Annotated in this window: 21 protein-coding genes; 10 read left to right on the forward strand and 11 right to left on the reverse strand. The window is 64.8% G+C overall.

Annotated features, from left to right (window positions below; translation table 11 throughout):
• Nucleotides 1–52: 52 nt before the first annotated feature.
• From FGL95_RS17300 to FGL95_RS17310, 3 genes are read left to right on the forward strand one after another with little or no spacing between them, the layout of a single operon-like run.
• Nucleotides 53–337 (forward strand): acyl carrier protein, encoded by a 285-nt coding sequence (locus tag FGL95_RS17300; protein WP_169589019.1) that lies wholly within the window; start codon nucleotides 53–55, stop codon nucleotides 335–337.
• Nucleotides 334–4,515, forward strand: coding sequence for a type I polyketide synthase (locus FGL95_RS17305; protein ID WP_169589021.1), 4,182 nt, complete (start codon nucleotides 334–336; stop codon nucleotides 4,513–4,515). The genes FGL95_RS17300 and FGL95_RS17305 overlap by 4 nt, the downstream gene beginning before the upstream one ends.
• Entirely contained in the window at nucleotides 4,515–5,243 is a 729-nt protein-coding gene (locus FGL95_RS17310; RefSeq protein WP_169589023.1) for a thioesterase II family protein, read from the forward strand. Before FGL95_RS17305 ends, FGL95_RS17310 begins: the two co-directional genes overlap by 1 nt.
• Before the next feature lie 59 nt (nucleotides 5,244–5,302).
• On the opposite strand, the gene coaA is transcribed toward FGL95_RS17310, so the two are convergent.
• Nucleotides 5,303–6,232, reverse strand: coding sequence for a type I pantothenate kinase (gene coaA / locus FGL95_RS17315; protein ID WP_169589138.1), 930 nt, complete (start codon nucleotides 6,230–6,232; stop codon nucleotides 5,303–5,305).
• 123 nt (nucleotides 6,233–6,355) lie between these two features.
• Between coaA and FGL95_RS17320 the strand changes: the two genes are divergently transcribed.
• Nucleotides 6,356–7,582: a DUF885 domain-containing protein gene (locus FGL95_RS17320; protein ID WP_169589025.1), complete on the forward strand. Its 1,227-nt coding sequence runs from the start codon at nucleotides 6,356–6,358 to the stop codon at nucleotides 7,580–7,582.
• Here the strand turns inward: FGL95_RS17320 and FGL95_RS17325 are convergent.
• The gene (locus FGL95_RS17325; protein WP_169589027.1) at nucleotides 7,569–8,351 is read right to left on the reverse strand and encodes a hypothetical protein; all 783 of its coding nucleotides are present in this window, start codon (nucleotides 8,349–8,351) and stop codon (nucleotides 7,569–7,571) included. The two genes, FGL95_RS17320 and FGL95_RS17325, sit on opposite strands and share 14 nt — an antisense overlap.
• A 58-nt stretch (nucleotides 8,352–8,409) precedes the next feature.
• On the opposite strand from FGL95_RS17325, the gene glyA reads away from it, so the two are divergent.
• From glyA to FGL95_RS17345, 4 genes are all read left to right on the forward strand, one after another.
• Entirely contained in the window at nucleotides 8,410–9,705 is a 1,296-nt protein-coding gene (glyA, locus tag FGL95_RS17330) for a serine hydroxymethyltransferase (RefSeq protein ID WP_169589029.1), read from the forward strand.
• A gap of 304 nt (nucleotides 9,706–10,009) precedes the next feature.
• A complete protein-coding gene (locus FGL95_RS17335) occupies nucleotides 10,010–11,344 on the forward strand; it encodes a PhoH family protein (RefSeq protein ID WP_338079899.1) in 1,335 nt (444 codons plus the stop codon).
• A gap of 77 nt (nucleotides 11,345–11,421) precedes the next feature.
• Nucleotides 11,422–12,009, forward strand: a complete 588-nt coding sequence (locus tag FGL95_RS17340; RefSeq protein WP_240963115.1) for a L,D-transpeptidase family protein — start codon at nucleotides 11,422–11,424, stop codon at nucleotides 12,007–12,009.
• 51 nt (nucleotides 12,010–12,060) lie between these two features.
• Nucleotides 12,061–12,951, forward strand: a complete 891-nt coding sequence (locus tag FGL95_RS17345; RefSeq protein ID WP_169589030.1) for an acyl-ACP desaturase — start codon at nucleotides 12,061–12,063, stop codon at nucleotides 12,949–12,951.
• Here FGL95_RS17345 and FGL95_RS17350 read toward each other — a convergent pair.
• From FGL95_RS17350 to glpX, 3 genes are all read right to left on the reverse strand, one after another.
• Complete coding sequence (locus FGL95_RS17350) at nucleotides 12,944–13,381, reverse strand: limonene-1,2-epoxide hydrolase family protein (RefSeq protein ID WP_169589032.1); 438 nt, start codon at nucleotides 13,379–13,381, stop codon at nucleotides 12,944–12,946. The two genes, FGL95_RS17345 and FGL95_RS17350, sit on opposite strands and share 8 nt — an antisense overlap.
• 96 nt (nucleotides 13,382–13,477) lie before the next feature.
• The gene (locus FGL95_RS17355) at nucleotides 13,478–14,866 is read right to left on the reverse strand and encodes a class II fumarate hydratase (RefSeq protein WP_169589034.1); all 1,389 of its coding nucleotides are present in this window, start codon (nucleotides 14,864–14,866) and stop codon (nucleotides 13,478–13,480) included.
• Nucleotides 14,867–14,887: 21 nt separating this feature from the next.
• The gene (gene glpX / locus FGL95_RS17360) at nucleotides 14,888–15,928 is read right to left on the reverse strand and encodes a class II fructose-bisphosphatase (RefSeq protein WP_169589036.1); all 1,041 of its coding nucleotides are present in this window, start codon (nucleotides 15,926–15,928) and stop codon (nucleotides 14,888–14,890) included.
• Between the two features lie 90 nt (nucleotides 15,929–16,018).
• On the opposite strand from glpX, the gene FGL95_RS17365 reads away from it, so the two are divergent.
• The gene (locus FGL95_RS17365; protein ID WP_169589038.1) at nucleotides 16,019–16,582 is read left to right on the forward strand and encodes a DUF4245 family protein; all 564 of its coding nucleotides are present in this window, start codon (nucleotides 16,019–16,021) and stop codon (nucleotides 16,580–16,582) included.
• Here FGL95_RS17365 and FGL95_RS17370 read toward each other — a convergent pair.
• From FGL95_RS17370 to FGL95_RS17385, 4 genes are read right to left on the reverse strand one after another with little or no spacing between them, the layout of a single operon-like run.
• Nucleotides 16,579–17,058, reverse strand: coding sequence for a pyridoxamine 5'-phosphate oxidase family protein (locus FGL95_RS17370; protein ID WP_169589041.1), 480 nt, complete (start codon nucleotides 17,056–17,058; stop codon nucleotides 16,579–16,581). The genes FGL95_RS17365 and FGL95_RS17370 overlap by 4 nt on opposite strands.
• A gap of 3 nt (nucleotides 17,059–17,061) precedes the next feature.
• Nucleotides 17,062–17,295 carry an exodeoxyribonuclease VII small subunit gene (locus tag FGL95_RS17375; protein ID WP_169589043.1) on the reverse strand — a complete coding sequence of 78 codons (234 nt, stop codon included), beginning with the start codon at nucleotides 17,293–17,295 and terminating at the stop codon, nucleotides 17,062–17,064.
• The gene (xseA, locus tag FGL95_RS17380) at nucleotides 17,292–18,554 is read right to left on the reverse strand and encodes an exodeoxyribonuclease VII large subunit (protein ID WP_169589045.1); all 1,263 of its coding nucleotides are present in this window, start codon (nucleotides 18,552–18,554) and stop codon (nucleotides 17,292–17,294) included. Before xseA ends, FGL95_RS17375 begins: the two co-directional genes overlap by 4 nt.
• A complete protein-coding gene (locus FGL95_RS17385) occupies nucleotides 18,551–19,150 on the reverse strand; it encodes a lipid droplet-associated protein (protein WP_169589047.1) in 600 nt (199 codons plus the stop codon). The genes xseA and FGL95_RS17385 overlap by 4 nt, the downstream gene beginning before the upstream one ends.
• A gap of 98 nt (nucleotides 19,151–19,248) precedes the next feature.
• On the opposite strand from FGL95_RS17385, the gene FGL95_RS17390 reads away from it, so the two are divergent.
• Entirely contained in the window at nucleotides 19,249–20,256 is a 1,008-nt protein-coding gene (locus FGL95_RS17390; protein ID WP_169589049.1) for a 4-hydroxy-3-methylbut-2-enyl diphosphate reductase, read from the forward strand.
• A 14-nt stretch (nucleotides 20,257–20,270) separates the two neighbouring features.
• On the opposite strand, the gene FGL95_RS17395 is transcribed toward FGL95_RS17390, so the two are convergent.
• Together FGL95_RS17395 and FGL95_RS17400 are read right to left on the reverse strand one after the other, a co-directional pair.
• The gene (locus FGL95_RS17395; RefSeq protein ID WP_169589051.1) at nucleotides 20,271–21,098 is read right to left on the reverse strand and encodes a DUF6542 domain-containing protein; all 828 of its coding nucleotides are present in this window, start codon (nucleotides 21,096–21,098) and stop codon (nucleotides 20,271–20,273) included.
• Between the two features lie 23 nt (nucleotides 21,099–21,121).
• Nucleotides 21,122–22,195: a DNA recombination protein RmuC gene (locus FGL95_RS17400; protein WP_169589053.1), complete on the reverse strand. Its 1,074-nt coding sequence runs from the start codon at nucleotides 22,193–22,195 to the stop codon at nucleotides 21,122–21,124.
• Between the last annotated feature and the right edge of the window lie 184 nt (nucleotides 22,196–22,379).

Genomic DNA, 22,379 nt, shown 5'->3' on the forward strand with positions numbered 1-22,379 from the left:
CACCCCCTGCGGTGCCTATTTATCGAGGTCAGCGCGCCCGAGGATATTAAGCATGCGCATCGCCACGATTCCAGCCCGCCGCCCGTCGTCCATCGCCGACTGGTTGGTGGACCGTGTCGCCGAGCATCTCGACATGCCGGCCCGCGATATCGATACGTCACTCCCGCTCGCTGAACTGGGAATAGACTCAGTTGGGGCAGTGAGCTTGGTCGGCGAGGTCGAAGATGAGTGGGAACTCGACGTGGACCCGACGATGATCTTCGACTACCCGACAATCGACGACATCGCGGTCTTCATCGCCGACGAGATCGCCGCCACATACGAGCGAGCCTCATGACCGATATTGCCATCGTCGGCATCGACTGCCGATTCCCACGAGCGCCGAGCAAACAGGCGCTCTGGGATCTGCTGATGGCCGGGGGCGACGGCATCGAGACCGTGCCGCACGAGCGGTGGCGGTCCGGCGACTTCTACGATCCGGCGGGTGGTCCGGGCGCGATCAACAACCGCAGCGGGGGATTCCTCGGTGACGCTGACGCTTTCGACGACGAATTCTTCGGCATTGCACCTCGCGAGGCTGCGGCGATGGACCCTCAGCAGCGGCTGCTGCTCCAGGCTGCATGGCGGGCCTTCGAGGATGCGACGCTGGATCCGCGGTCCCAATCGGGCTCGAACACCGGCGTTTTCGTCGGCGTCATGGCCAACGAGTGGGCGCACGTGCAGATGCGTGACCTCACCAAGATCACCCCGCAGGTCGGGTCCGGCAACGGCTACTTCATGACGGCCAACCGGGTGTCGTACCACCTGGACCTCAAAGGTCCGAGCCTGGCGGTCGACACGGCGTGCTCGTCGTCGCTCGTTGCGGTCCATCTCGCCTGCTCGGCACTGCGAGCAGGGGAGTGCGATCAAGCCCTGGCAGGCGGCGTGAACATCACGCTGACACCGGCGATCAACATCTTCTACACCCAAGCTGGGCTATCCGCCCCCGACGGTCACTGCAAACCATTCAGCGGTAAGGCCGACGGCATCGGTCGTGGTGAGGGCGTCGCGGTCCTGGTTCTGCGGCGCGCCGACGACGCCCTGGCTGCGGGCTTGCCGATTTACGCCGTGATCAAAGGCAGTGCGGTCAACAGCGACGGCAAGAGCAACGGCATCACGGCGCCGAATCGGTGGGCGCAGCAGCACGTCGTGAGCGAGGCTTATCGTCGCGCCGGTGTGTCGCCCGACCAGGTTGCGTTCATCGAGGCGCACGGCACCGGAACCGTGTTGGGCGACATGATCGAGGTCAAGGCGCTCGGGCAACTGCATTCGGCGGCGCGCGCCCAGCCGTGCGGCATCGGCTCGATCAAGGGCAACCTCGGCCACACCGAAGGTGCAGCAGGCGTCGCTGGGCTGATCAAAGTTGCGCTCGGTCTGGCGAACGGCGTCGTGCCGCCCAGTCGGTTCGCCGACGACGAGAACCCGCGGCTTCGGTTGGGTGGGAACGGGTTACGACTCATCGCCGAACCGTTGATGTTGCCCGACGGCATCGTCCACGCCGGCGTCAGCAGCTTCGGCATGGGTGGCACCAACAGCCATGTACTGCTCGCGAGCGCTCCGGCGCGGCCGCCTGGTGCGGTGACGGCCGGCGGTGGTGTTCTGACCCTGTCGGCGAACAACGCAGAAGGCTTGATCCGCAACGCAGCTCGCCTCGCCGAGGACCTGGAGAATCAGGAAGCCCCGTTGGATCAGCTGTGCTGGTCTACCAACCAGGTCAAAGCGTCCGGTCGGCACCGGCTGGCGATCGTCGCCGCCGACCGCGGATCAACGGTGGCGGCTTTGCGGAATTCCGCCGGGCTGGAAGCTGTTTCCGGACTCTCGCGTCGCGTCGTCGCTGGTTGGCTGTTCACAGGTCAAGGTGCGCAGTACCCAGGCATGTCCCGGGGACTGCATGAGACGAGCGCCGCGTACCGGGAGGCTCTTGCCGTCGTCGACGACACCATGACTCCACACCTCGGTCGCTCGGTCCGCGAATTGTTGCTCGGAGAAGGCGAACTCATCGACCGGACCGAGTTCGCCCAGCCGGCAATCTTTGCCGTGGAGTACGCGATCGGCCGCGTCCTGCTCGATCTCGGTGTCGAACCCGCGTGGCTGCTCGGGCACAGCATCGGCGAATACGCTGCGGCCGCAGTTGCGGGAGTCTTCACCCTCGACGACGCGTGCCGACTGGTCTGCGCCCGTGGACGTTTTATGCAGGCGCTGTCGGCGCCGGGAGCCATGCTCGCGGTCCGTGCCACCCCCGACGACCTGACCGCGTTGTTGATCGGTGAGCCCCTCGTCTCGATTGCGGCGGTGAACGGCCCGCACGACCTGGTCATCTCCGGTGCCGCAGACGCGGTCGAACGGATCAACGTCGCGCTGCAGGCTGCGGACGTGAAGGTCCGTGCGCTGACCGTCTCGCATGCGTTCCACTCCCCGCTGATGGCGCCCATGATCGCTGCCTTCGCCGACGTGGCGGCGACGTGCACGTACGCGCCGCCTCAGGTCCCGATCTACTCCAGCCTGCGCGGCAGGCTGCTCGACGTCGACGAGCCGATGGATGCCGATTACTGGGTCGAACACATCAGTGCGACAGTACGTTTCGCCGACGCCGCTGGCGCAGCAATGGAATCGACTCCGACGCATCTGGTGGAGGTGGGCCCGAAACGCGTTCTGGCGTCGGTGGTCCGGCGCTCGTTCCCGGACTTGGAAGCGAAGTTCGTCGTGCCCTGCGACGACCTCGCCGACACGGTCGCCGTGCTGTACCGAGATGGGCTCAACCCTAACTGGGATGTGCTGTACGAGCCCGGTTCTCATGTCCGGCACCGCCTGCCAGGCTACGAATTCGCCACGACGCATCGCTACTGGGTGCAGAGCGAACCTGAAGTAGAGCCACGACCTACGCCTGCCCGAATGGAGGATTCCACCATGGATCAACTCGTCGCGCTGTTCCGGGAACAGGCTGCCGTGTTGGCCGCGGTCGCGCAGGGGGGACCGAGCACCGTTGCCGCGCAACCGATCACCACAACCGGAGGTTCGGCGAGCTCGACGGTCCTCGCTCAGGCCGCGCGGGTGAGCGGCTTTCCTGTTGCGAAATTACGCGCGAACCAGACGATCACAGGCGATCTGGGCTTCGACTCGATCATGATCGCCGACCTCTATGGCGGCCTGGTCAAGACGTACCCGAATTTGTCGGTCGATCCGGGCTTCTTCACCCCCGCGACCACTCTTGCCGATATCACCGATCTTGTTGCGGGGCATGTCGATCCGGGAACCGTGGTCGCGCCGGAGTACCGCATCGCCGACTTCCCGGAGGTCAAGGCGCTCGCGGATCGGTTGGCCGCGGGGCAGGCGCTCGGCTTCTCGAATCCGTACTTCCTGGTCAACGACGGCGTCACGCGCGACACGTCGATCATCGACGGCAACGAGGTCGTCAACTGGTCGAGCTACAACTACCTGGGCATGTCCGGTCATCCCGCTGTCGTTGCGGCTGTGCAAGATGCGGTCGCGCGATACGGCAGCTCGTGCTCTGCCAGCCGACTGCTGTCGGGGGAGAAGCCGGTTCATCAGGAGCTGGAGGCCGAACTCGCTGCGCTCCTCGGAACCGAGGACGCGATCGCACTGGTCAGCGGTCATGCGACCAATGTGACGGTGATCGGTCACCTGATCGGTCCGGGCGATCTGGTGATCCACGACAGCCTCGCGCACGACAGCATCCTGCAGGGCTGCAAGCTGTCCGGCGCGACGCGGCGACCGTTCCCGCACAACGACCATGCGGCGCTGGACGACATCCTGACAGCGGTCCGGGGACAGTATCGACGGGTCCTCATCGTCATCGAAGGCATCTACAGTCAGGACGGTGATATCCCGGACCTGCCCGCGATCATTGCCGTGAAGAAGCGGCACCGCGCGCTGCTGATGATCGACGAAGCGCACAGCATCGGCGTTCTCGGCGCTCACGGTGGCGGCATTGGCGAGCACTTCGGCGTCGACCGTTCGGACGTCGAATTATGGTCGGGCACAATGTCGAAGGCACTCGCCGGGTGCGGTGGGTACGTCGGCGGCAGTCGTGAGCTGATCCAATTCTTGAAATACACCACGCCGGGCTTCATCTACAGCGTCGGAATCACGCCACCCAATGCGGCTGCCTCGCTCGCGGCGTTGCGGCAACTGCGTTCGGAGCCAGGCATTTTCGAGCAATTGCGCGACCGCTCAGCCCTGTTCCTCCAGCTCGCGCGCGATGCCGGAATCAACACCGGCGACAGCGAACACACGCCGGTAATTCCTTGCATCGTCGGCGACTCGATGAAGACACTGGCTTTGTCCAATGCGCTGTTGAAACGCGGTATCAACGTCAATCCGATTCTCTACCCGGCAGTCCCGGAAGATCTTGCGCGCCTCCGGTTCTTCGTCACCGTCTGCCACACCGAGGAGCAAATCCGCAACACCGTCAAAGTCCTCGCCGAGGAACTCGCGGCATTGTCCGTCGGTACCTGATGTCGGAAGCGTTGCGGCTGTTCTGCTTTCACCACGCGGGCGGCGGTCCATCGTTGTATCGCGGGTGGAGCAGTGCCCTCGCACCGCACATCGCGGTCGTGCCGGTCGTCCTGCCAGGGCGCGAGACTCGTTCTGCAGAATCACGATTCGTCGATATCGACCCGCTGGTCGCCCAACTCGACCGGGAACTCGACCCAACCACTCCCTACGCATTTTTCGGCCACAGTATGGGAGCGCTGGTTGCCTACCGGCTCGCGTGCCTGCGCCGCGATCGCGGCACCGAAATGCCACGTGCACTGCTGCTTTCGGGCTACTCCGCGCCGCACTTGCCGTCACCCTTGCCGTCGGTCGACGACCTCGACGACACCGCGCTGGCGCAATTACTCAGCCAGGTCGGGGGACTACCGCCGGAAGTCCTCGCCTGGGAGTCGATGTTGCACGAGGTTCTGGCCGTCGTCCGAGACGACCTGAAAATCTGCGCGAGCACTAGCAACCTCCCGCCGCTCGACCTCCCAATCCATGCCTTCGGCGGCGACGAGGACCCGCTGGTCAGCGAGCTGGATCTCCAAGCATGGCGCCGTTGCACCACCGCCAAATTCGACGTGACCATCCTGCCGGGCGATCATTTCTTTCTCGCAGACGCCGCGCCTGAACTCATGACGCGCCTCCGCCCCCTGTGCGCGCGTCTCACCCTTCCAAGGGTAAAAATCACTCACAGTTCTGGATGAGCCCACCCGCACAACTGTGCGTGATTTTCACCCCTCTGGGGGTGAGACGCGCGCACGGTTCATAGCTTGCGAAGTCGGAGGCGATTGATCGCGTGGTCGGCGTCTTTGCGCAGGACCAGGGTCGCGCGGGGGCGGGTCGGGAGGATGTTCTCGACCAGGTTGGGCCGGTTGGTCGAATGCCAGATCTCCCGGGCCGCGGCAGCCGCGTCGCGATCGTTGAGCATCGAGTAGTGGTGGAAATGCGAATTGGGCACAGCGAAGGCCTCGCGTAGCGCGAGAAACCGTTGGACATACCAGTTTTCGATGTCCTCGATGCGGGCGTCGACGTAGATAGAGAAATCGAAGAGGTCGGAGACCATCAGCCGCGGACCGGTCTGCAGCACGTTGAGACCCTCGATGATCAGGATGTCCGGCTGGTGCACGAGGTGGTACTGGCCTGGGACGATGTTGTAGATCGTGTGCGAATACACCGGGGCCGCAACCTCTTCGGCCCCGGACTTGACCTCGGTAACGAAGCGCAGCAGTTTGCGACGGTCGTACGACTCGGGAAAGCCCTTGCGGTGCATGATTCCACGCCGCGTGAGCTCCGCCGTCGAGTACAGGAAGCCGTCGGTCGTCACGAGATCGACGCGCGGATGATGCTCCCACCGCGACAGCAACGCCTGCAGCACGCGCGCGGTCGTCGACTTCCCGACCGCGACGCTGCCTGCGACGCCGATGACGAAAGGCACCTGGCGGTCGGGGTGGGTGTCGCCGAGGAACGTCGCTGTTGCGGCGAACAACCGCTGCCTCGCGGCAACCTGCAGGTGAATAAGTCGCGCGAGTGGCAGGTAGACCTCGGCGACTTCCTCGAGGTCGATCTGCTCACCGAGCCCACGCAGACCGATCAGCTCTTCTTCGGTGAGGACGAGTGGTGTCGATCGCCGCAGCGTGCGCCACTGCTTGCGGTCGAACTCGACGTATGGGCTCGGTTCGCTCACCCGCGCCATACGCGGACCTCCGGATGTACTGACGGCACGGTCATAGCTGGATTCTGCTCGCCGAGAGACGTCGTCGTCGCCTGGGGGTGCCGTGACAGCGTCGTCGGTCATAGTGGAGATATTGTCGCGATCATGGAGCCGGACACAATCGTTCGCGAGTATCTGCTGCTCGGACTGGCCTTCGACCGCCTGGAGGAGGGGTTCGTCGACGCCTTCACGGGTGATCCCGACCTGCGCCGACAGGTCGAGAACGCCCCGAAGCCGGACCCGAAGGGTCTGGCTCGGCGCGCTGCCGCGCTGCGCGCGGACCTACCGTCGGCCGGCCTGTCCGCCGACCGGACCGAGTTTCTCGATGTCCACCTCCGGGCGCTCGAATGTTCCGGCCGCAAGTTCGCGGGGGAGCAGATCGGGTTCGTCGACGAGGTCGCGGCGTATTTCGACGTGCGGATCGAGATGGCCGACCCCGAGGAATACGCCGAGGCGCACCGTCGGATGAACGCGGTGCTGCCTGGTCCGGGCTCGTTGGCCGAGCGATTACGAGCACATCGGTCCGCGGACGCGATACCGGCGGCACGGCTGCCGGAGTGCGTGGAAGCGTTCTCCAGCGCGTTGCGCGACTTGGTCCGGGCCAGGTATCCGCTGCCCGCCAACGAACTCGTCGAGTACGAGGTGGTCAGCGACAAACCCTGGTCCGGGTTCAACTACTACCTGGGCAACTTCCGCTCGCGCGTGGCGATCAATTCCGATCTCGAACAGCACATGGCTCACCTGCCGCACTTGATTGCGCACGAGTCGTATCCGGGCCATCACACCGAACATTGCCGCAAGGAAGCCGGACTCGTTCGCAACGCCGGCCAGGCCGAGCAGACGCTGTTTCTCGTCAACACACCGCAATGCCTCATGGCTGAGGGACTCGCGGACCTGGCCCTGCGGTCGATCGTCGGACCCGATTGGGGACTGTGGGCGCAGGAGATCTACGCCGACCTCGGTTTGCGATTCGACGGTCAACGAGCTCAGCAACTTTCGACGGCATCGGCGAAGTTGCTCGGGGCCCGCCAGGACGCAGCGCTTCTGCTCCACGACCGCGGAAAGAGTCAGGACGACGTCGCCGAATTCCTGCAACGCGCGACCCTGACCACGCCGGATCGGGCACGACAGTCGCTACGTTTCCTGTCGTCCCCCTTGTGGCGCGCCTACATCAGCACCTACGTCGAGGGCTACCGGTTGCTCGGCAGTTGGCTCGACGTCGCACCTGATCCCGAGCAGCGCTCGGACCGATTCCGCAGACTGCTCGACGAACCGCTCACGCCGGGTCGACTCCGGCGCGAGCTTGCCGACGAACCGATCAGAACTCGTTGAAACAGACCGTCACGGGCGGGTCGTAGTAGTACCAGGAATTATCGAAAACCTGTGGGTTGCACTGGTTCTTGTCGTTGACTCCGTTGACGACATCGACGACGACGATCGTTCCCGGCGCCCGGCAGGTTGCTGCAGGCACGACCCACTCTTTGTCGGCAGGCTTGCCGTAGCAGCCGTTGACGTTGAAGTTGACCTGGAGGCAGTAGGTGGTGCCGTTGACAGGGACATAGCCGACATCGGGACGGCAGCTGCCGGTCGACGACACCTCGACGACCTTGTACGTCGCGGCCGAGCTGGTGCACGAATCGACCGTGGGGTTCTTGGGAACGTTCGCAAGGCAGTCGTTCACTGCGAAGCCAGCGGCCGGTTTCGTCGAGGTGCGGGACGGCGACGCCGATGTCGTCTGCGACGACGTCCGCGAGGATGTAGCGGCGGAGGTGGACGTCTTGTCGGCGACTTTGTCGTTGCTGTCGCCACCGCGGGTGAGGACGACGACGATGCCGAGCGCCACCAGGGTGACGATGACCAGCACGACTCCGAAGACGATCAAGCTCACCGGCTTCTTCGGTGGTGGCGGCGGAGGCTGCTGATACCCGTATCCCGCATTCTGCTGGTACTCCGGCCCGGTCCCGTACTGCTGGCCTGCGGTGTATTGCGCCGTGGGTTGATACTGCTGATCCGGACCGTACTGCGGCGGCGGCCCGTAGCCCTGCCCGGGCGGCGGCAGATACGGATCCTGCGGGTTGTGTGGATCACCCGGGTAACTCATTTCGTACCCTCCCAAGGGTGCGCGATGGGCGCGACAATTGCCTACATAGACTAATGGTGTGACCGCAACCGTTGCCTCCTCTGTTAACACCCAGTCGCTGGGGGAACTCGATCCCGAAGTTGCCGCCGCTCTGGCGGGCGAACTTGGGCGTGAACGAGACACCTTGGAGATGATCGCGTCGGAGAACTTCGTTCCGCGTGCCGTGCTCCAGGCGCAGGGGAGCGTGCTCACCAACAAATACGCGGAGGGGTACCCCGGCCGGCGGTACTACGGCGGCTGCGAGCACGTCGACATCGTCGAAACCCTCGCCCGCGACCGCGCAAAGGCGCTGTTCGGTGCCGATTTCGCCAACGTCCAGCCACACTCCGGCGCACAGGCCAACGCGGCTGTGCTGATGGCGCTGATGAACCCGGGCGAGAAGTTGCTCGGCCTGGACCTCGCCCACGGCGGCCACCTGACGCACGGGATGCGCCTCAACTTCTCGGGCAAGTTGTACGAGGTGCACTCCTATGGCGTGAGCAAGGAAGACCACCGCGTCGACATGGACGAGGTCCGTAAGGTCGCGTTGGAAGCCAAGCCGAAAGTCATCGTCGCTGGCTGGTCCGCCTACCCGCGCCACCAGGATTTCGCGGCATTCCGGTCGATCGCCGACGAGGTCGGCGCGTATTTGTGGGTCGACATGGCCCATTTCGCCGGTCTCGTTGCAGCCGGTCTGCACCCGTCGCCCGTGCCGTACGCCGATGTCGTCAGCACCACCGTCCACAAGACACTGGGCGGTCCGCGGTCGGGTCTGATCCTCGCCAAGCAGGAATGGGCCAAGAAGCTCAATTCCGCGGTGTTCCCAGGTCAGCAGGGCGGCCCGCTCATGCACGCGATCGCAGCCAAGGCCGTCTCGCTGAAGATTGCAGGCACCGAAGAGTTCAAGAAACGTCAAGAGCGCACGCTGTCGGGCGCAAAGATCCTTGCTGAGCGCCTCACCGGCGCGGATGTGTCAGGTAAGGGCGTCAGCGTCCTCACCGGCGGCACGGACGTCCACCTCGTGCTCGTCGACCTGCGTAACTCTGAGCTCGACGGTCAGCAGGGCGAGGATCTGCTCCACGAGGTCGGCATCACGGTCAACCGCAACGCCATCCCGTTCGACCCACGCCCGCCGATGGTGACCTCCGGTCTGCGCATCGGTACCGCCGCACTCGCGACGCGTGGTTTCGACGACGCCGCTTTCACCGAGGTTGCCGACATCATCGCCTCCACGCTCGCCGGTGGGGACGTCGACGCCCAACGCGCTCGCGTCACCGCGCTCGCCAAGACGTTCCCCCTCTACGAAGGCCTCGAGGACTGGCGCCTCCTCGGTTAGTAGGTCGTGAGTCTTTTAGGAGTCCAGGGACTCCGAAAAGACTCACGAGTGTGTTGTGTGACTCCCGTGGTTCGCGTTAATAAGTTGTTCACCGACACGCCCCTCTCGTCCTCGGCCGGATTACACGATTGGCAGTAGCGTCGGCGGTACAGGCAGCGGGGAAGCGGCCTGTACGGGAGGTCCGATCGTGACTGAGCTACTCAGTTCGAGGGGGCCGGCACCCGGTCCTCGGGTTAACCCCTAAGGACCTGCCGGTTCCAGCGAGTGAGTTTGTGCGGGTGCCGCGCAGACATAGGAGCCTCACGTGACCTCTACACGAGCCGTTTCCGCTACCAACTCAGCTGGCATCCGCACGTACGTGCTGGACACCTCGGTATTGCTGTCCGATCCGTGGGCAGTCGTCCGCTTCGCTGAGCACAAGGTAGTTCTTCCGTTGGTGGTCATCGGTGAGTTGGAAGGCAAACGGCATCATCACGAGCTGGGTTGGTTCGCCCGTGAGTCGTTACGGATGCTCGACGACCTGCGGTTGCAGTACGGCCGACTCGATCGGCCCGTTCCCATCGGCTCCCAGAACGGCACTTTGCAGGTCGAGCTGAATCACACGGACCCGACCGTTCTCCCCGTCGGCTTCCGGACCGACTCGAACGATTCGCGGATCCTCGCCTGCGCCTTGAACCTGGCGGCCGAAGGTCAAGACGTCACGCTGGTGAGCAAGGACATTCCGCTCCGGGTCAAGGCCGGTGCAGTCGGCCTTCCCGCCGACGAATATCACGCACACGACGTCGTGCCGTCCGGCTGGACCGGCATGACCGAGATGGACGTCGCGACGGCCACCATCGACCAAATCTTCAGCGAAGGCATCATCGATCTCGACGAGGCGCGAGAACTGCCGTGCCACACAGGTATTCGCCTGCTGGGTGGAACATCCAGTGCGCTTGGACGGGTGACGCCGGATAAGCGCGTGCAGTTGGTGCGCGGCGAGCGAGAAGCGTTCGGCCTGCACGGCCGCTCCGCTGAGCAGCGCATCGCGCTCGATCTGCTGCTCGACGAGAGCATCGGCATCGTTTCGCTCGGCGGCAAGGCCGGTACCGGCAAGTCGGCGTTGGCGTTGACCGCCGGGCTGGAGGCCGTGCTCGAGCGCCGGACGCAGCGCAAGGTCGTCGTGTTCCGACCGTTGTACGCCGTCGGTGGCCAGGAACTCGGTTACCTCCCCGGCAGCGAGAGCGAGAAGATGGGTCCGTGGGCGCAGGCCGTCTTCGACACCCTCGACGGCCTCGCGAGCCCGGAGGTGATGGAAGAGGTCATTCACCGCGGAATGCTCGAAGTGCTGCCGTTGACGCACATCCGTGGTCGTTCGCTGCACGATTCGTTCGTCATCGTCGACGAAGCGCAGTCGTTGGAGCGCAACGTCTTGCTCACCGTGCTCAGCCGCCTCGGCAGTGGGTCACGCGTCGTTCTGACCCACGACGTAGCCCAGCGCGATAACCTTCGCGTCGGCCGCCACGACGGTGTGGCAGCCGTGATCGAAAAGCTGAAGGGTCATCCGCTATTCGCGCACATCACGCTCACGCGCAGCGAGCGCTCACCGATCGCCGCCCTCGTCACGGAGATGTTGGAGGAGTTCGGGCCCAACTCGTGACAACTACACGTCGACCAGGTGGTTATCGCGGCACAGTCTGCGCTGCGATAATCGCTCTGGCGGCGGCCCTTCTCGTCATGTTTCCTGTGTCGGCGCACGCGGCTCCGTCGTTCGACGGACAGGTCGGCCCGGCGGTCCAGGTGGTCTCTGTGCGAAGCCACGGCACCACAGCGACCATCGAGGCATGGCAGGGCGGCTTGTCCGGCTGGGACCGCGTCGCCGGGCCTTTCGAGGGCTTCATCGGCGCGAACGGGGTCGCGCCGGTAGCGATCGACGGAGTACCGGCGACGCCGCTCGGCGTCTTCGGTTTGGAATCGGTGTTCGGCACTGGTCCGCCGCCTGGCGGACTACTGCCGTACCAGCGCGTCGGCGCGAACGACTGGTGGGACGGGGACCCGCGGAGTCCGACGTACAACTCCCACCAGGTGTGCGCGCCGGGGACGTGTCGCTTCGACGAGGGCGAGAGCGAGCAGCTCGCGATCCCGGAATACGAGTACGCCGTCGTCATGGGCGTGAATGCGCAGCGCGTCCCTGGCGGTGGCGGCGCGTTCTTCATGCACGTCAGCGGTGGCGTTCCGACCGAAGGGTGCGTGTCGCTGGAACGGTCGTCGTTGTTGACGATCATTCGGTGGTTGGCGCCTGGCGCAGTCATCGCGATCAGCTGATTTCCAGGTCGGATTCCCATCTATGGGTCCGCAACGACTACCGTATGTGCCGTGCCGAACGAATTGAACGACAAAGAGCTGCTCGACGCGCTTGCGCACGTTGTCGACGAAAACCTCGCGCGTCACTTTGCGATCGCCGAAATATGGCAGCCCCAGGACTTGGTCCCGTGGGACCAAGGCCAGAACTTCGAATTCCTCGGTGGTGTCGATTGGTCGCCTGAGCAGTCGACGCTGAGCGAGATCGGCAAGCTCGCGTTGCAGGTCAGCGTGCTCGCTGCCGATAACATGCCGTCCTACCACCGCGAGCTTGCCGCGGTGATGACGACCGGGCGCGAGCCCGCGTCGCCGATCCGGTCCGGACCATGGTGGCGCTGGGTCGGTCGTTGGACCGCCGAGGAGAATCGGCACTCGATCGTCATTCGTGACTACCTCGTTCTGACCCGCGCGGTCGATCCGGTCGCGCTGGAGCGCGTCCGCATGGCGCACATGGTGGCCAGTTACATCGCGCCGCCCATGCACTTGCTCGAGGTCCTCGTGAACTCGACCTTCGAGGAAGCGGCGTCGAGCATCCGGCACCGCAATACCGCCAAGCTCGTAGACGACCCGGTCGTGGCCGACATCTGTAATCGCATCGCGCTGGACGACGAACTGCAGCGCGACTTCTTCGCCAACATCGTGAGCGCAGGGCTCGACCTGGTGCCGGACCAGACGGTCCGTGCGATCGCCGACCGGGTCCGTGAATTCAAGGTTCCGCTCATCCCGCTTCCCGAAGGCGCCGACAGCACCTCCGAGCTGGCGGCCGCAGGAATCTACGACCGCTCTCGCGAAGCGGAACTGATCTTCACGCCGATGCTCGAGCAGTGGAATGTCTTCGGACGCACCAACTTCGGACCCGAGGGTGAGAAGGCTCGCGAGGAACTGGCTTCGCTGAAGGTCAGCTGACGGCGAGTCGTTTGTTCGGCACGACTGCTTGGAACAGGCCGACGGCGATGCCGCGGGCGAAGTTCGAGTAGCTGAAGTAGTCGTGCCACACGGCGATCTTTCCGTCGCGCAGTTCGAACGTTCCGCACACCCAAAAGGCGACACGAACTGGGCCGAAGCGCAGGATGTCGGTCCGTTCGGTGAGCACGACGTTGTCGCTGGACGCGATGTGATGGATCTGCACGGCAAAGCCCACGTGCGTCTTCGCTGCGAGGTCGAAGACCTGGCGAACGCGCTTGGCGCCGCGCACGACAGGCAGCGAGTTGTTCAGCCACGCAATGTCGTCGGTCAGCAGTTCGGACGCCTCGTCGGCGGCTTGGATCTCCAACGCATTCAGAAACTCGCGCACTACGGTGCTCGCGTTTTGATCGAGGTCGGTGAGTTCGGTCATGAGACGAAGGTAGTCCTCGGTGGCTCGCTCGACCAGTCGGCCTGCCAACTGTGCGCGAATTTCACCCTCGGAAGGGTGAGACGCGCGCACAGGGAGTCAGTCCTCGACTTTCGCCATCGCCAGGACGTCGAGGCGGCGGTCGAGTTCTTCGACCGAAAGCTTGTCGCCGATCAGGCCGCGGTCGATGACCGTCTGGCGAATGGTCTTGCGCTCCTTGAGCGCTTGCTTCGCAACAGCGGCAGCCTCTTCGTAGCCGATCGCCGAGTTGAGCGGCGTGACGATCGACGGGGACGACTCGGCGAGTTCCTTGAGGCGATCGACGTTCGCCTCCAGCCCGACGATGCATCTGTCGGCAAAGAGTCGAGACACGTTGGCCAGCAAGGTGAACGACTCGAGCAGATTGCGCGCCATCATCGGGATGTAGACGTTCAGCTCGAATGCGCCCGCCGCGCCACCCCAGGCCACCGCGGCGTCGTTACCCACGACCTGTGCGGCAACCTGCGTGACCGCCTCCGGCAGAACGGGATTCACCTTGCCGGGCATGATCGAGCTACCAGGCTGCAGGTCGGGAAGGCGAAGTTCGCCGAGCCCAGTGAGCGGCCCGGAGCCCATCCAGCGAATGTCGTTGGCAATCTTGGTCAGTGACACTGCGATGGTGCGAAGTGCACCTGACGCCTCGACGAGGCCGTCACGTGCTGCTTGTGCCTCGAAGCTGTTCGTCGCCGGCTTCAGCGCATCGACTCCGGTCGATTTCACCAGCTCGGCAACGACTTTCGGGCCGAAGCCGGTCGGGGCGTTCAGTCCGGTGCCGACCGCGGTTCCGCCGATCGGCAGTTCACCGAGGCGGGGCAGCGTCGCGCGAACGCGTTCGATGCCTGCCTCGATCTGACGCGCGTATCCGCCGAACTCCTGACCGAGCGTCACCGGAACCGCGTCCATCAAATGTGTTCGACCGGATTTGACGACGGTCCGCCACTCTGCGGCCTTGTCTGCCAGCGCGCCGTGCAGATGCTCGAGTGCGGGAATCAGGTCGGTGACGGCTGCCTCGGTCGCGGCGACGTGGGTCGCGGTCGGGAAGGTGTCGTTCGACGACTGCGACATGTTGACGTGGTCGTTGGGGTGGACGTCCACGCCGTTCGCCTTGGCGATCGAGGCGATGACCTCGTTGGCGTTCATGTTCGAGCTGGTACCCGAACCGGTCTGGAACACGTCGATCGGGAATTGATCGTCGTGCCGACCTTCGGCAATCTCGTTGGCGGCGGCGATGATTGCATCGGCCTTCTCGGCGTCGAGCAGCCCAAGATCCTTGTTGACCTGCGCACACGCCGCTTTCAGCAGGCCCATCGCTCGGATCTGAGTGCGTTCGAGTGGGCGTCCGCTGATCGGGAAGTTCTCGACCGCGCGCTGCGTCTGTGCCCGCCAGAGTGCGTCGACCGGCACCCTGACTTCACCCATCGTGTCGTGTTCGATGCGGTATTCAGTCATGCCGTCAACCTTAGGCGTGGGTCACGGCAGAGGCGGAACCGCGTTGTCGTCGCCGTCGAAATCGACTGCCGAGTACTCGCGAAGCTTCGTGAGCCGGTGGTAGGCGTCGATCATCCGGACCGTGCCCGACTTGGACCGCATCACGATCGACTGCGTCGTCGCGCCGCCGCCGCTGTAGCGAACGCCGCGGAGCAGGTCGCCGTCCGTCACGCCCGTTGCGCAGAAGAAGATGTTGTCGCCCGAAACCAGGTCCTCGGTGACCAGCACGCGGTCGAGGTCGTGGCCGGCGTCGATCGCCTTCTGCCGCTCGGCATCGTCTTTCGGCGCGAGTTTGCCGTGCAACGCGCCGCCCATACAGCGCATTGCCGCAGCCGCGATGATGCCCTCGGGGGTGCCGCCGATGCCGAAGAGCAGGTCGGTGCCGGAATCGGGCCGTGCGGTCGCAATGGCACCGGCAACGTCGCCGTCGGAGATAAGGCGGATCCGGGCACCGGTTTCGCGGACCTGCTGAATCATCGACTCGTGTCGCGGGCGATCCAGGATGCAGACCGTGATGTCGGAAACCGACGACCGTTTTGCCTTGGCGACGCGGCGAATGTTTTCCGCGATCGGAGCGGTGATGTCGATGACATCGGCGCCTTCAGGTCCGACCGCGATCTTCTCCATGTAGAACACGGCTGACGGGTCGAACATCGTGCCACGTTCCGCAACGGCGAGGACCGAGATCGCGTTCGGGAGCCCCTTCGCCATCAGCGTGGTGCCGTCGATCGGGTCGACCGCGAAATCGCACTCGGCGCCATTGCCGTCGCCGACGAGTTCGCCGTTGTAGAGCATCGGCGCTTCGTCCTTCTCGCCCTCACCGATCACGACGATGCCTGCCATCGACACGGTGCTGACGAGTTGCCGCATTGCATCGACAGCGGCGCCGTCGCCGCCCTCTTTGTCGCCACGACCGACCCAGCGTCCCGCGGCCAAGGCTCCGGCCTCGGTCACTCGCACCAACTCGAGGGCAAGGTTGCGATCTGGTGCCTCGCGTCGGCGGGGTTTGCTGCTGGCCGTCATAGCGAAGTGCCTCCTGGGTTCGGTCGTCTCCGCGTGATTCTTTCAGAGTCGGTGCGGAGCCTGGCCAATGCCCTGGGGATACTGGGTGGCGTGGCATCCGACAAACCCCGCATCCTGCACAGCCCGCGCGACATGGCGCTGTCGCTCATTCCGCTGATCCTGGTCTGCCTCCTTATTGCCGGCATTGCCAACAAGTGCACATTCAGTCCCGGCGGGCCGAAGCAAGGTCCGGTGCCGAGCGTCGACGTCGATCGTGCATTGCAAGCAGATGCTCGCGCGTTGCCCTTCCCGATCCGCAAACCCGTGGTTCCCGACGGCTGGCAAGCGAATTCGGGCAGTGGCAAAGAGATTTCAGGCGGGCAGTACCGGACGAGCAGCATCGGCTACAACACGCGCCAAGGCCGGTACGTGCAGATGACACAAAGCGACGCGCCCGCGAACACCCTGGTTTCTTTCGTCGTCGGACAACGCCAGCCCACAGGAAACGAGCAGGTCGACGCCACGACGTGGGTGGTCTACGCCAAGGAGGACGAGGACACGGTCTGGGTCGCAGACCTGACCGACGTGCGAATTCTGCTGCGCGGGAACGGTGACAAAGAGGAGTTCACCGACCTCGCGCGAGCGATCGTGAGCGCGCAGCCGCTGGCTCGCTAGAACACCCAGCGGGTGGGTTTCGCGGTCCGCTCGCCCCAACCGAAGACGACCTCGGGGACGACGCGGAACACTGGGCCCAGCGCGCTGTTGTCGTCGCGGATGCCGGTGTCGGTCGGGTAGATGGGCCAGTCGTACTTCGCGCCGTAGCGGTCGCACATCTGCTGCAACGACGGGTGACCGTGCGCCGCCACGGCGATTCCTTCGACGATGACCACCTCGTCGCCGTCCTCGAGGTGCGCAGTGATGGCGTGGTTCGTCGTGAGGTTGTGCTGGGCGAGGGAGCCGGTGCTGAACCACAATGCGTCGTCGAGCCAGACGGCCCACACCGGGCGACAGTGCGGTCGACCATCGGGGCGGGTCGTCGAGATCCAGTAGTTCCTCGCCGCGTCGAGCCGGGTCCTGGCCCATTCCCATGGCAGCAGATCGCTTCCGGCAACTTTGCTGCCGTACATGATCGGTGCCGAGGAAATTGGCATACGTCAGTCTCGCGTCTCCAGCTCTGCGGCGGCAAGCGCGACCTCGACGCGACGGCGAGCGCCCGCGAGGTGCTCCTCGCAGCGGTTGGCCAGCGCCTCACCGCGCTCCCACAATGCGAGCGAGGCATCCAGGTCTAGCCCGCCTTGCTCGAGAATCCGGACGACGTCGACAAGTTCGGCGCGCGCTTCCTCGTAGCCGAGCTCGGCAATATCGGCGTTGGCGTCTGTCTGCGTCAATTTCTCGTCGCTTTCGTATCGGATCCAAGGGAGGCGGCGCTGACAGCTCCGTCAGCGACCCGGATTCGCAATTGTGCTCCGGGAGGCGCGTCGGCCACAGAACGTAGCACGTGGTTGCCACCCGGAGAAATGCGTTGTACCACTGCATATCCGCGAGCGAGTGTCGCGGCGGGGCCTAAAGTAGCCAGTCGTTCGCGAAGGTGCGATACCTGTGTTTCGGCTGTCTGCAGCGCGCGCGTGATGTCGCGACGCGCTGCCGACCGGAGTCGCTCCACCTCGTCGTGGCGGTGTTCCAGGGCGCGCAACGGGTCGGCGAGCACGGGCCTGCTTCGGATCTGTTCCAGCGCGCGGGTCTCGCGCGCCACCCAGCCACGTAGGGCCGCGGCCGCGCGACCGCGCAGGTCTGCGACGAGCGCTTGCTCGGCGATCGCATCGGGCACGACGCGCTTAGCCGCATCGGTCGGAGTTGCGGCGCGCAAGTCGGCCACGTGGTCGGACAGCGGGCTGTCAGGCTCGTGCCCGATGGCGCTGACGATCGGCGTGGTCGCCCGCACGATCGCGCGGCAGAGTGCTTCGTCGGAGAATGGGAGCAGGTCTTCGACGCTGCCACCGCCGCGCGCCAGGATGATCACGTCCACGCTCGGATTGCCGTCGAGATCTGCGAGCGCGGTCAACAGCTGGGGTACCGCGGTCGGTCCCTGTACCGCGATGTTGCGGACCTCGAATTGCACTGCAGGCCAACGGTTTCGGGAAACAGTGAGAACGTCTCGCTCGGCTGCGCTCGCGCGACCGGTGATGAGTCCGATCGTCTTGGGCAGGAAGGGGAGCGGTCGTTTGAGGCGGGGATCGAACAGCCCCTCGGCCGCCAGCAACGCTCGCAGACGCTCGATTCGGGCGAGCAGTTCACCCATCCCGACCGCGCGAATCTCGGTGACGCGCAGCGAGATCGTTCCGCGGCCGGCGAAGAAGGTCAGCTTGCCGTACATGAGGACTCGACTGCCCTCGTGAAGCGGCACGGGAGAATCGCGAATCAATTCGGGTGTGCACGTGACCGACAGGGACATGTCGGCCGACGGGTCACGCAAAACGATGAAAGCGGTACGCGTTCCCGGCCGAATGTTGATCTGCGTGATCTGGCCTTCGATCCAGATGGCGCCGAGTCGATCGATCCATTGAGCGACCTTGGTGGCGACCGAGCGGACCGGCCACGGATTCTCCGCGGAGTTCGACGTTCGGGGTTGGGTTTGTCCCTCGGTCACTTGGCCTTCGCGGACGCAATCCGATTGCTCAGCATGGTCAGGAACGGCGCGCGAGACAGCGAGTGCTCTTCGTAGTCGAGCAGTGCACCGAGCTCCTCGACCGACAACGACCGCAGGCGGGCGCGCAGCTGCGCAAGCGTGAGCGAGCCGTAATCGAGGTAGGCGGCAATCTCGGGCTCGACGACCTTGGGGGCGGTTGCGACGTTGCGCCGCGCTGGTGCCTTGGCCGGCGCCTTGTCGGCTTTTGCGGCAGCCTTCGGCGGCTCAGCGTTCGGTGGCATCGAGTACAACGCGAAGCGTCCCGGCGTTCCGGTGCGCTCGGGGGTCGGAGCCGGGGCGTCCACCTCCGGGTTGTCTTCGTCGAATGTCGCCCACTCCGGCTTCTCCTCGACCTCACCGAACAACGGCGCGAACACTTGGTCGCCCTTGATCGCGAGGCTGGTGAGGAACTGCTGGAAATGCATCGTGGTCTGCAGCATCTGGCTGAAGGCCGTCATCGGCAGTGTCACCGCAGTCGACGGGAGCTTGCGGGTCTCTTCGAGGATGTAGACCGCAGCCCCGGCAGCGACACGCGCCAGGTAAGGAGGACGAATCATACGCATAGAGTGCCTGACACTCGCACAATTTGGTAGTTGAGCGGTCGATCGACGGCTGCGCGACTCGCTCGCACAGTCTCGACCCGTATCCTGGTGGCATGTCTTCGCCTGTGCAGATCGATGTTGGGATCGCCGCGACGGCGGGCAGAGTATCCAATCCTGCGCGCGGTAAGCGGGTGCTGCTCGCTGAGCCGCGCGGCTACTGCGCCGGCGTGGACCGTGCTGTCGAAACGGTAGAGAAAGCCCTCGAACGCCACGGGGCTCCCGTTTACGTCCGAAAAGAGATCGTCCACAACCGCCACGTCGTCGAGACACTGACCGACCGGGGCGCGGTATTCGTCGAGGAAACTGACGAGGTGCCCGAGGGCGCGCTGCTCGTTTTCTCGGCGCACGGCGTGTCGCCGGCTGTTCATGTATCCGCCGCAGAGCGCAATCTTCGGACGATCGACGCGACCTGTCCCTTGGTGACGAAGGTGCATGTCGAGGCGAAGCGGTTCGCGCGCGATGATTACGACATTTTGCTGATCGGGCACAAAGGTCACGAAGAAGTCGAGGGCACCGCGGGCGAGGCGCCCGACCATATCCAGCTCGTCGACGGGCCTGAGTCGGTCGACGCGGTCACCGTGCGAGACCCGTCGAAGGTCATCTGGCTTTCGCAGACGACGTTGAGTGTCGACGAGACGATGGAGACGGTGAAGCGGTTGCGGGAGAAGTTCCCGACGCTGCAGGATCCGCCGAGCGACGACATCTGCTACGCAACGCAGAACCGCCAGGTTGCGGTCAAGGCGATGGCGCCGGAATGCGATCTGGTCATCGTCGTCGGGTCGCAGAACTCGTCCAACTCGGTCCGGCTGGTCGAGGTTGCGCTGGGTGCGGGAGCGCGGGCGTCCTACCTCGTCGACTATGCGCGAGAAATCGACCTGACCTGGCTCGAGGGTGTGCAGACGGTCGGTCTCACCTCGGGCGCGTCCGTACCAGAAGTGCTGGTCCGTGGAGTGATCGACTTGCTGGCCGAGCACGGCTTCGGCGACGTGCAGTCCGTGACTACGGCCAACGAGACGTTGGTCTTCTCGTTGCCTCGCGAGCTTCGGGACAAGCGGCAGTAACTGCGAGCGGCCGATCAGCGGCTGTACGGCGGATCGTCCCGGTAGCGGTAGCGGACCTGAGGGCTGGGGTGCGCGGGGGTTTCTGCGCGTCGCCTGCCTTCCGAGGCAGCGCGCCGCGTCGGTGGCAACGTGTAATCCCGAGCGGGGTAATCGCGGGCTGGGTAATCCCGAGCGACTCGTGCGTGCGCGGCGGTGCGTTGCGCAGGGACTGGGCGAGCGGTGTCGGCAGCGTGTGAGCGCGGCTCGCGCCTCGGCTTGTCTTCCGGCGGGGCCTTGCGTGCCGACTGCGGCGGTGAAGCCGGTGCTGTTCTCGTCGTACGGCGCGGCGTGCGCGTGGACCGCGGCCGCCGCGCTGCGGGGCCGGAGTCCGGGGAGCGCCGGGACCGCGACCGTGCCGGTGCGTGCGTCCCGCTTTGCGCGATGAACCAACGAACGATGCCGATCACCAACACGACCACCGTTGTCCCCAACATCAGCGGGAACCGGTTCACGAGCGGAATAGCAACGTTGAGCAGGATGTCTTTGAGAGAGCTCCCGCCACCTTCCGTGAAGTACTGATAGGCCAACGGCACCGCAACGAACAAGATGAGTGGCGGCTGCACGACCGCAGTGAACAATCCGCGATGTCGGACCGCCAAGACGGCTACGACGCAGCCGAGGACGTAGAAGGTCGAGAACGCGCCGGTGAGGTCGTCGCCACGAGCCGAGTCGAGCAGGAACCCGAGAAACGTAGCTCCGACGGCAACGAGCACAGCCAAACCCGCGGAGATTCCAGGAACGGTCGGCACCACGGACCGCTGTGCGAGCGGTACGGACGATCGAGCTGGTGGGGAGACGGGCACATGACGACATTAACTGTTCAACGTCAGAATGCATCGTTGGCATGACCGTTGCTCGTCGATATGTTGGCTACCGCTACTGCTCGAGGCCATGTTTCGACTTGCCCGATGTCGGGAACGTCACCGTCGTAGCGTTGCAGGTCGTTGAGCTTGCGTGCAGTGACGATGACCCGAGATTCCATCGACGCGACCGTTTGATTGAACGATTCGACCGCTTTGCCGAGTTGGTTGCCCATGCGGTCCAGATAGGTCGCCACCGTGCCAATGCGTGAATAGAGTTCGCGCCCGAGTTGCGCGATGGTGGCTGCGTCACGTGACACCGCCTCCTGTCGCCACGTGTGCGCGATCGTTCGCAACAAAGCGACCAAGGTGGTCGGTGTCGCAAGAATCACGTTTTTCGAGAACGCGTACTCGAGCAGGCTCGCGTCTGCAGTGAGTGCCGCGTCGAGTAGCGGGTCGCCGGGGACGAACAGGACGACGAACTCCGGTGTCGGATCGAATTCCTCCCAGTAGGCCTTCTCCGCCAGCTCGTCGACGTGGTTGCGTAGCTGGCGTGCGTGCAAGGCGAGATGCCGCGCCTGCGCGACGGGCTCGTTCTCTTGCGCGGCGTCCAAATAGGCCGCGAGCGGAACCTTCGCATCGACGACGATCTGCTTTCCGCCAGCGAGGTAGACGACAAGGTCGGGCCGTGCGCCGCCGCGGGTGACCTGAGTATCGAAATCGCAGTGCTTGACCATGCCTGCCATTTCGACGACCCGCTCCAGCTGTATCTCTCCCCAACGCCCACGGACCGACGGCGCACGCAGCGCCGCCACCAGCTGGCTCGTCTGCGTAGTCAGAAACTCCGACGTGCGATGCATACCCGCGACTTGTTCGCGAAGCCCTGCATAGGACTGCGCCCGGTCGGTCTCGACGCGCGCCACCTGCGTCGCGAGTGCGCCGACGGCGTCGCGCAACGGTCCGACAATATGAGCGATCTGCTCGCCGCCGGCCACGGTGCGCGTGTGCAGCACACCAGCGCGCGCCGCGTGCGCGAGCCAACCAAGCGCGAAGCCGATCGCGAGTGCGAGAACGAGGCCGATTGCCATCGAAGCTGTCATGGCGAGAATCGTGTACGAACCCACCGACACGTTCGTCCTCGTGAGTCTTTTCGGAGTCCCTGGACTCTGTGCTGTCTAGATACATGTGGCACAGATGTGTCTAGATACATGTGGGACACATTTTAGGCCGCGACCCGGAATTGGCCTTGGTAGCGCTTGGTCGGATCGATCATCAGGTGGCCGA

The organism is Antrihabitans stalactiti (genome assembly GCF_012932915.1).
Classification (GTDB): Bacteria; Actinomycetota; Actinomycetes; order Mycobacteriales; family Mycobacteriaceae; genus Antrihabitans; species Antrihabitans stalactiti.